We start from the raw sequence: 8,334 nt of genomic DNA on the forward strand, positions 1-8,334 counted from the left end.
TTGTATTCAAGGAAAATAGTCGGCTGGCATATAGATTGTTCAATGAAAAAGGAGCTAGTGTTGAGCGCTTTAAAGCAAGCATATCAGCGTCAACAACCACAAGGATCTATCCTCCATCACTCTGATCGAGGGAGTCAATATGCTTCAAATGACTATCAAGCTAAGCTAATTGAATACGGTATGAAATGTAGCATGAGCCGCAAAGGAAACTGTTATGACAACGCTTGTATCGAATCATTTCATGGGATCATAAAAAAAGAACTAATTTATCAGACTCGTTATAAAACAAGGGAAGAAGCAAAAAAGAGCATATTCGAGTATATAGAAATATTTTACAATAACAAACGTATTCACTCCGCAACAGGGTATTTTTCACCTTCTGAATACGAACGTATGTACTATAAAAAAGGAGCTTAATGAGCATATTAATAGAAAAATGAGACCCGAAAATTTACTTTTTAAAAATAATTAGGACAGCGTCGTAATTGTTTTTAAAAGGCCACCAAGCGATAGCGCGGTAGCTGCTAAAAATTTATAAATTTTTGTGTCTACTTTATTGACCTAATATCAATAGAAAAAAAGCAATTGTAGAATACACTATGCCATTTACGGCAACCCACGAAGAATAAATAAACCCATATGTTAACGCTCCATGCGATAAAAACTGTGAAAAAGTTACAGCAGGTATACGCATATGTTCATTAGAAGGGCTATAATGAATAATGCCTAATTTTTGTTCAAAATATACGATAAAAAGAAACGGGAGAAAAATGAGCAAAAACGTAACAATTCCCGTTAGCAGAGCATTCACCAGTCCTTTACTAGTGATGTAAATATGCAGTGGAACTCTAGTACGAGTATACGTAATAAACTTGTTTCTTTGTTCCTGTAAAAAAGAAGGTAAATAAATGATGATGGCGATAACAGGAAAGAGCAAAGGAATAATGTCTGACACTGTTTCGTGAAATACTTCAATCGGTTCATAAAACTGATATCCTTCTTTTACCATATAAAATCTAACCGTTGGTAACAAAACAATAATACTTATCCAAAAAAATAAATTTTTTTTTGTAAGTGCTCTCTTCAATTCGACTACTAATTGGTTGCTCAACATCTCTTTCACCCTCTCATTCGCGAAAAATGAATCGTGATCGTCGGACGTTCGTCCTAAACGATCACGATAAATATTTTTTAATTACTTCTCCATCTTCCCGATACTTGAACATTTACTGGCGTCGTTATATCATTACTGAACTCAACTCGCGTGCTCAACCCTTTCGGAACAGAGTTTGGTAGATTGCGATAGTCATCATCCGTTATGCTACGCACCCATGATCCTGTACCAGAGCTCGCCACCATTCTCGCATCAACAGTATACGATCCTCCAACGATCGCCGAATATAACTCCCCATACGTTCCAGACGAATCTTTTGTCTGATAACCAGTATAACCGCTACCATTGAATTTTGGAACGGTTGTATTATAGTTTGACCAGCTAGTACCTGCTTGCACTACTCCACCGAAAACCACCAAACCGACTGACAAACTAAATAGGGCGAATTTCCTCTTAAAACCAATTACCTCCTATAATTAAAATTTATTACACTTTTATTATATATTTTTATTTTAGTTTTTTCAAGGATTTAATAGAATATTTTGGTTAATCATCACAACATGTACTCGACAAATGATACTCTCTCCTGAACAAGAATGTGAAAACATCATTCATTTGCTTATTCTTTCTTATAAATGTCAGTACAACATGTTGTAAAAAATGGTGTACAACTTTTATTTTTACTAAGCTGTTTTACTAAGATATATCCAATAAACGAGTCCAACAAAAATGTTCAATGACATTAAAGTAGTGATGCTAACTCTAAGCAAAGTATAATCTATAGTTTTCCACCCTGTCACAATTATAATTAAAGATAGTCCGATCAGCAGGAAAGTAAACAGAAAACTAAACAATTTATAAACCATATATTGTGTTCTTTCATCGTTACCTTCTCGCTTAATCAAAAAAATTAAAACTAAAAAAGCAGCCAGTGCTAATACTGCTAAAATATTAGTAAAATGAACGAAAGTACCCATTATTATCAAACCTCCTCATTTTTTTTAAACTGGAATACATCATTAATGTCCACTCCAAAAGCATTTGCAATTTCAAACGCTAATACTAACGAGGGTGTGTAGTTTCCCTTTTCAATTGAAATAATCGTTTGTCTACTAACCCCTACTTTTTCAGCTAAATCTTTTTGTGTCATTTTCCGTTCGGCTCTTAAAACGTTGATTCGATTGGATAAAGAGCCGTTGTTCTTTGTCATTTATCACACCTCCATTATGCAAAGATTTCTATATACACATAGTAAAGTATTTTTTACAAAATGTAAAGTTTATTTTACATAAAAACGTTACGTTTTTCACCTAGAACTCGTATACTATCCGAAAATAACTTGGCAAAATGAAATGTGCGCATGTGTCAACGTTAAATCGCTTAACCACTACATGCGACAATGACCTATCGTCCACTTTGCTTTCTATTGTAAGCTGAACCATTTCCCCTTAGAAAAACAAAAACACCGCCCCTATGCCTATTCGCATAAGAGCGGTGTTTATCTTTCACATAAGAAACGGTCGCAGTTTTTGAATAAGCTGCTGCATGTGTTTTGCTTGTTGTTCGTACATTTGTTTCGCTTCTGCATCGTTCGTTTGTAAGGAGAACAGCTCGAAATCGGCTTCTGCTTTTTTCATCGATGCAAGCAATAGTTGCTTTTGTTGCGGTGCTGGTACTTGAATGCGATCGTCGTATAGATCGACAGTAAGCTGGCCGTACGAATCGACTTGAGCTAAAAAGACGTTTTCAACAGCGACGCCCATTTGATCGAGTTGTTGCTTCAACCAGCCGCGGCTTAAACGGGCGGTCGCGAGCGGTTCGTCTAAAATTTTGCCGTCCATAATGACGGTTTGGGGTTCTTTTTCTTCTGGCACATACGGTTTGATGTCTCCGAGCGTCAACGGCTGTTTGTCGCGCTTTAATAAAATGCTTAAGTCGCCGTTTGCTTCAAGCGTCGCAAATTCCACATCGGCGACGCGGAACACATCTTTTTTCCGCAACTGTTCAAGCAATTCGTCCGCCGTATATTTCTCTTTTTTCAAATTATCTTCTAAAATTTTTCCGTTTTTAATAAATACGGTTGAATTTCCTTCGACAAAATCACGAAATTTTTTGCTTCGTAACGAAATGGTCGAGATGACGACGGGGAAAAGCGACCAAATTAAAATGCTCGTAATCCCTTCCGTTAAGCGAATGTCTAAATCCATCGACATCGACCCGGCAATATCTCCGATCGTAATGCCGACGATATATTCGAAAAACGACAACTTTGACAACTGTTTTTTTCCTAACAATTTCGTAATGATGAACAGTCCGATTAAAATGCAAATGGAGCGAATCGCAACTTCTAACCATGCTGGCATACTTACATCCCCTTATATTGCGGCTCTTCGCGCTCAAGCGTCGATATTCGCCCTTTCAGCGCCGCAATCATTTGTTCCGTCTGTAACATCGCTTCATGAAACGCTCGTTGCGCCTCCTCATTCGTTGACGTCAGCGCAAGCTCTTGCAACGTCGCATGAATCGCTTTCATATTCGCTAAACTTTGCTTTACTTGTGAACCAATGGTCATCTTCCTCTATCCTTTCGGTTTAAATAATAATGCGCCAATAAAACCGAACACGATCGCCGCTGAAATGCCGGCGCTCGTCACTTCAAACATGCCGGTTAACACCCCGACGATGCCATGCTTTTCCGCTTCTTGCATCGCTCCGTGCACGAGCGCGTTACCGAAACTTGTAATCGGAATCGTCGCACCCGCTCCGGCAAAATCAATAAGCGGCTCGTATAAGCCGAAGCCGTCTAAAATCGCTCCGGCGACGACGAGCGAGCTTAACGTATGGGCTGGGGTAAGCTTGAATACATCAAACATCAACTGCCCGATAACACAAATGAGCCCGCCGACGACAAACGCCCAAAAAAACATTGCCATCATCCATGATCGCCTCCATATTCAATCGCCACCGCATGTGCGATGCACGGGATCGTCTCCCCTTGTTGAAACGTGAGCGGCGACAAAAGTGCGCCCGTCGCGACGACGAGCATGCGCCGAATTTCCCCGCGCTTCATTCGGTTAAATAAATGCCCATAGACGACCGTCGCAGAACATCCCGCCCCGCTTCCACCTGACAGCACCGGCTGCCCTTCGCGGTAAATGATTAACCCGCAATCTTGATATCGCTCCTCCTCTAGCTCCATTCCGTTTTTCCGCAATAAATCGAGCGAGACGGTGCGGCCAATTTTTCCTAAATCACCTGTGACAATTAAATCGTAATACGACGCATCGACTTGCATATCGCGCAAATGCGCCTCAATTGTATCAACAGCCGCTGGCGCCATCGCTCCCCCCATATTGAACGGATCGGTCAATCCCATATCGACGACGCGCCCGATCGTTGCGGATGTAATGCGCGGACCGTCTCCTTCACTTCCGACGAGCGCCACGCCTGCCCCGGTCACCGTCCATTGTGCCGTCGGCGGCTTTTGTCCCCCGTATTCCGTCGGGTAGCGAAACTGCTTTTCGACCGCTGTATTATGGCTTGCCGCTCCTGTCAATATGTACTTCGCCCCGCCGTAATTGACGATAAACGCGCTTAGTGCGAGCGCCTCCATCGACGTTGAACATGCGCCAAATACACCGAGATACGGGGTGCTAAGCGTGCGCGCCGCAAAGCTTGAAGGGGTCATTTGATTAATTAAATCGCCACAAATAATAAACTGCACTTGTTCCTTCTCGATGCGCCCCTTTTTCATCGCTTGAAAAAACGCTTCTTCAAACAACACTTTATGCGCCTTTTCATACGAATCTTCTCCGAGCCAAAGGTCTTCATGCAGCAAGTCAAAATCGTTAGCGATGTTTCCGTTCGCTTCAAACGGTCCGCCGACTGTGGCGGTGGAGACGATGACCGGTCGGTTTTCAAACACCCACGTGCGATGCCCTTTCATCATCCGAGACCACCCCATTTCAACGCGATCGTTTTAATGAGCGCCACGACGAACGCAGAAAACGTGCCGAACAAAATGACTGAACCGGCAAGCTTAAACATATTTCCACCGACACCGAGCACAAACCCTTCCGTCCGATGCTCAATCGCAGCCGAAATGACGGCGTTTCCAAATCCGGTGACAGGCACCGCGCTTCCCGCCCCTGCAAACTGCGCCAATCGATCATATACCCCAAAGCCTGTCAAAAGCATCGCTAAAAACACCATCGTTGCGACGGTCGGATTGCCGACAGTTTTTTCTGTGAAATCGAAAAAGTACATGTAAAAATAAGAAATGGCTTGTCCGATGACGCAAATGAGCCCGCCGACGAAAAAGGCGCGCATGCAATTTTTCAACACCGGACGCTTCGTTTCGCGCGCTTGTTCAAACTGATGATATTGTTGTTGTACAGGCGTTAAATTTTTTCGTTTTTCGTTCGCCATCGTCCCACCTCGCTACGTCTGTTCTTCGCTCAATTTTTGAATGACCGTCATCTCTTTTTCAATCTCTTTTTCACTCATTCGTTTCGTTTCCATTTTTTCTTTTAACGCTTTCGTTTTCCAAAAAATTTTTAAATCGTGTGAAGCGATCACTTGTTTATCGAACGTATCGTTTAACGTGCGTTCTATATTTTTTTCAATAGCTTTCATACGAAATCGTTGCATATGCTTCACTTGATACGCAACAAGCAGCCGTCCGTTCGCTTCGACCGCCACCGCATCTTTCACATCTTGCCGTTCCTTTAACATCTGTACGGCCTTTTCGGCGTGTTGTTGGTCGCTTCGTTTCGCGCTTCCGTCATGGCTTACGTTCGTGATGTTTTCGTTTTGCAGCGACTGTTTTTGTTCTTTTGGCTCATGTGCACAACTTATGATGAAAAAAAAGAGGATCATTACGAGCAATTGTCTCATCACATTCACCTTTCTATGCATGTAACGAAAGGGCGCCCCGATTGGACACCCGACTTACTTACTGTTTATATTGTGGCTCTTCCTGTTCAATTTCTTGCAAGCGCGGGGACAACAAATCAACGATCGCTTGCGTCTGTTGTGCCGCTTGTTGATACAATTGTTTTGCTTTTTCATTTTCCGTTTGCAGAGCGAACGTTTCAAAACTTGCTTGCGCCGATTTTAATCCAGCTAACGTTTGTTTCACAGAACTTGCAACAGTCATATTGAAAAACCTCCTTTTTCTTTTTCATCACATAGCATGCGCACAGCTCGTAAAGTTATACAAAAAAAATAGCCCCTAAAAGGAGCTAACGTTTATCGCGAAATCCGTTTCCGAGCGACGGGTTATTGATGATTCCAGCCATGACTAAAATACTTAAAAAGGCGTTCCATAGTTGCTCATATTTTCCTAAATCAATATCGACTCCAAACGTTTGCAAGAAAAGCGGTATAAAAGCGCCGATCGCGAGCCATAGCCCATAGTTTTTAAAGCGCTCCATCTTCTTCTCACCCCATGCTTATTGTTTTTTTATTTTTTTTCCACATCCGCAGCCACCCGTTTTTTTGACAGGTGCTGGGGAAGACGTATATACTTTTGCCGACTGTGTTCCGTGAAGCGCCATCGTCTTTTTCTTTTCCATTTTGTAACCCTCCACAACATGTAAGATACAATAGCATATGAAAAAGATGGAGCAAGTGACTATGCCTTTTTCCTATTTCTCTTTTTCCGCAAACGAAAACGGAGTCGACAGCGGCAATTTGGCGTGTTTTAGCGCTTGTTGCCGTTGAAGCGTATGCATGAACCACGAATCTGGCCGTTGTTGAAATAACTGTTTCGTTAATTGCTCAATTTGTTTTTTTAACTCCTCATTCTCTTTTTTTAACCGCTTCACTTCCTCGTACCGTTGTTCACTTAACGCCGCCAATTCTTTTAACAACACATTTTCCGCCCGCAAGACGTCTAACTCGTTTTGCATATGCCTCCCCCTCTCTACTACATAACAATTCAATCGCACACCTATTTATGACAAAAAAATTCCGCACTTATCCCTGCACACTTACCTACCTTTCTCATACTATACAGTAGTCCCGATACATGCGACGGGAAAAACTGAAATAGGAGGAACGAGGCATGACGCATCATAAAGAATGTAAAGAAAAAGTGTGTATTAAAACACGCAAAGTGTATGACTGGGTTACTCGTCAAGTCGATGTGCCGTTGCGTAGTTTTTCAAATGGGGATTTGGAAAATATCTTTCCTGAAAGCAAATGTCCACGTGGAGGGCAATCGGTTTGTGACTTCTTCGCATCAAACGGTTTAGGTGCTAGCGATTTCTCGATTCGCTGCTTCTTAACAGACGATGAAGGAAACCGCATCGATCAAACAGTAGATAACAATGCTCTTATTTGCCAAGAAATTTTGCAACCAGACGGACGCCAACCTGTTCATGTCACGCTTCCATCAGGCGATACAGTCACATTGCAAAAAGTGAAAGTGCTTGTGAAAGGTCACGTCGTTGTGCAAGTCGTAAACGCAAACGGCCACGTTGTTTGTGAATCAAATCCAATTCCATTCGCGACAGCGCAAACGTTTATTTTATGCGCGCCAGAAGGAACGACGCTCGATTGCCACATTTCATTTTTCGAATGTGACGCTAGCTTAATTTGCACTGACAACTTCTCACAGCTTGATGTATCCATTACATTATGTTTAGAAGTGCAAATGGAGGCCGAGGTAAAACTTGAAGTCGAAGCACGCTACTGCCAGCCGCGCGAAGAAATTTTAGAAGCAACGCTTTGCCCAACAGACAAATTCCCACCGCAATGCCCTGAAGTATTCCCAGCACATTAATGACTAAAGCAGGCTCACAGACAGCCTGCTTTTTTTATATGTTTAACATGTAGCTGATTACCGTATATGTGCAAGCAATCCAAAAGGAATAAGAACGATAGCACGTATTTTTCACGAAACTTACGCAAGGAAGCCCCTGCCTTTAGGCACGGGGAGGAATTGCACCTTACGCAAGTTCCGCCACCCCCTTTCCATAAGCATATCCGTCAAATCGCTGAATGACTTGGACATATCTATAATTTATTCCTTGTGCGATACGCTTTCCGTCCTTGCCTTTAATATCGAAACTTCCAGTCTTTCTACATGCGACTTCGCCAAACCAAACGCCTTGATATTTCCCTCTTGGGACAACAGCCTTAACCATGTCCCCTGTTTGAAAACCAAAGAAGAATTTTTGTCTTGCAAGATAACCTCTTGGGAAGCCATATCTATCT

Annotated in this window: 16 protein-coding genes and 1 pseudogene; 2 read left to right on the forward strand and 15 right to left on the reverse strand. The window is 42.2% G+C overall.

Features of this window, described 5'->3' with window-relative positions:
- Nucleotides 1–417 (forward strand): IS3 family transposase (locus BM213_RS13270; protein ID WP_143091198.1); only part of this gene is annotated, 417 nt, incomplete at its 5' end.
- Between the two features lie 136 nt (nt 418–553).
- Here BM213_RS13270 and BM213_RS13275 read toward each other — a convergent pair.
- The 14 genes from BM213_RS13275 to BM213_RS13335 all read right to left on the reverse strand — a co-directional run bounded on the left by BM213_RS13275 (nt 554) and on the right by BM213_RS13335 (nt 7,025).
- Nucleotides 554–1,114 (reverse strand): hypothetical protein, encoded by a 561-nt coding sequence (locus BM213_RS13275; protein ID WP_091704930.1) that lies wholly within the window; start codon nt 1,112–1,114, stop codon nt 554–556.
- Between the two features lie 77 nt (nt 1,115–1,191).
- The gene (locus BM213_RS13280) at nt 1,192–1,512 is read right to left on the reverse strand and encodes a hypothetical protein (RefSeq protein WP_244149299.1); all 321 of its coding nucleotides are present in this window, start codon (nt 1,510–1,512) and stop codon (nt 1,192–1,194) included.
- A gap of 285 nt (nt 1,513–1,797) precedes the next feature.
- Nucleotides 1,798–2,091: a hypothetical protein gene (locus tag BM213_RS13285; RefSeq protein WP_019418192.1), complete on the reverse strand. Its 294-nt coding sequence runs from the start codon at nt 2,089–2,091 to the stop codon at nt 1,798–1,800.
- 5 nt (nt 2,092–2,096) lie between these two features.
- On the reverse strand, nt 2,097–2,324 hold the full coding sequence (locus tag BM213_RS13290; protein WP_019418193.1) for a helix-turn-helix transcriptional regulator: 228 nt from the start codon (nt 2,322–2,324) through the stop codon (nt 2,097–2,099).
- A 295-nt stretch (nt 2,325–2,619) separates the two neighbouring features.
- Nucleotides 2,620–3,477, reverse strand: a complete 858-nt coding sequence (locus BM213_RS13295) for a DUF421 domain-containing protein (protein WP_091704937.1) — start codon at nt 3,475–3,477, stop codon at nt 2,620–2,622.
- Nucleotides 3,478–3,479: 2 nt separating this feature from the next.
- Nucleotides 3,480–3,686 (reverse strand): DUF1657 domain-containing protein, encoded by a 207-nt coding sequence (locus tag BM213_RS13300; RefSeq protein WP_019418195.1) that lies wholly within the window; start codon nt 3,684–3,686, stop codon nt 3,480–3,482.
- A 6-nt stretch (nt 3,687–3,692) separates the two neighbouring features.
- Nucleotides 3,693–4,049, reverse strand: a complete 357-nt coding sequence (gene spoVAE, locus BM213_RS13305; protein ID WP_042534439.1) for a stage V sporulation protein AE — start codon at nt 4,047–4,049, stop codon at nt 3,693–3,695.
- Nucleotides 4,046–5,062: a stage V sporulation protein AD gene (gene spoVAD, locus BM213_RS13310; protein WP_091704940.1), complete on the reverse strand. Its 1,017-nt coding sequence runs from the start codon at nt 5,060–5,062 to the stop codon at nt 4,046–4,048. Before spoVAD ends, spoVAE begins: the two co-directional genes overlap by 4 nt.
- Complete coding sequence (gene spoVAC / locus BM213_RS13315) at nt 5,059–5,541, reverse strand: stage V sporulation protein AC (protein ID WP_091704943.1); 483 nt, start codon at nt 5,539–5,541, stop codon at nt 5,059–5,061. The genes spoVAD and spoVAC overlap by 4 nt, the downstream gene beginning before the upstream one ends.
- Before the next feature lie 12 nt (nt 5,542–5,553).
- Complete coding sequence (locus BM213_RS13320; protein ID WP_091704945.1) at nt 5,554–6,009, reverse strand: YhcN/YlaJ family sporulation lipoprotein; 456 nt, start codon at nt 6,007–6,009, stop codon at nt 5,554–5,556.
- A 58-nt stretch (nt 6,010–6,067) separates the two neighbouring features.
- Nucleotides 6,068–6,271, reverse strand: coding sequence for a DUF1657 domain-containing protein (locus BM213_RS13325; protein WP_003395336.1), 204 nt, complete (start codon nt 6,269–6,271; stop codon nt 6,068–6,070).
- An 85-nt stretch (nt 6,272–6,356) separates the two neighbouring features.
- A complete protein-coding gene (locus BM213_RS13330) occupies nt 6,357–6,548 on the reverse strand; it encodes a phage holin family protein (RefSeq protein WP_003395339.1) in 192 nt (63 codons plus the stop codon).
- A gap of 18 nt (nt 6,549–6,566) precedes the next feature.
- Nucleotides 6,567–6,689 (reverse strand): hypothetical protein, encoded by a 123-nt coding sequence (locus BM213_RS15185; protein WP_004891743.1) that lies wholly within the window; start codon nt 6,687–6,689, stop codon nt 6,567–6,569.
- 72 nt (nt 6,690–6,761) lie between these two features.
- Nucleotides 6,762–7,025, reverse strand: coding sequence for a spore coat protein regulator protein YlbO (locus tag BM213_RS13335; protein ID WP_091704948.1), 264 nt, complete (start codon nt 7,023–7,025; stop codon nt 6,762–6,764).
- A 155-nt stretch (nt 7,026–7,180) separates the two neighbouring features.
- On the opposite strand from BM213_RS13335, the gene BM213_RS13340 reads away from it, so the two are divergent.
- Entirely contained in the window at nt 7,181–7,900 is a 720-nt protein-coding gene (locus tag BM213_RS13340; RefSeq protein ID WP_091704951.1) for a BMQ_0737 family morphogenetic spore coat protein, read from the forward strand.
- Nucleotides 7,901–8,066: 166 nt separating this feature from the next.
- Here BM213_RS13340 and BM213_RS13345 read toward each other — a convergent pair.
- Nucleotides 8,067–8,334 (reverse strand): annotated as a pseudogene (locus BM213_RS13345) (RNA-guided endonuclease IscB); the annotation flags it as partial.

The sequence above is a fragment of the Anoxybacillus pushchinoensis genome (assembly GCF_900111795.1).
Lineage (GTDB): Bacteria > Bacillota > Bacilli > Bacillales > Anoxybacillaceae > Anoxybacillus > Anoxybacillus pushchinoensis.